This window comes from Gilliamella sp. Pas-s27 (genome assembly GCF_009795865.1).
Classification (GTDB): Bacteria; Pseudomonadota; Gammaproteobacteria; order Enterobacterales; family Orbaceae; genus Gilliamella.
In genome coordinates, this window is record NZ_WTEW01000151.1 from 1 (window position 1) to 261 (window position 261).

Genomic DNA, 261 nt, shown 5'->3' on the forward strand with positions numbered 1-261 from the left:
AGTATTTGTAAGTTTTTATGATATTAATATCATGCAGTTAAGGGGGATAGATATTTTATTTATTTTTTTGGGAATTATTTTTATTAGCTTTGTTGTACTTCAAATTTTTCTAACAACTTTATTCATGCCAGAAGATTGCCCAATACGCTTAAATCGTAAAACAGGGAAAATTTCTCTTTATGAACATTTCATCTTATATCTAGGATCATGGGCTACTTTTACTCGTTCACCCTTTAGAGCTAAAGAGATAACGGTTAAAGA

1 protein-coding gene is annotated in these 261 nt (G+C 29.1%); it reads left to right on the forward strand.

What is annotated here, in order from left to right; translation table 11 throughout:
• Positions 1–31 precede the first annotated feature (31 nt).
• The coding region (locus tag GQ589_RS12650) for a DUF6708 domain-containing protein (protein WP_370519450.1) at positions 32–261 on the forward strand (230 nt) is incomplete at its 3' end.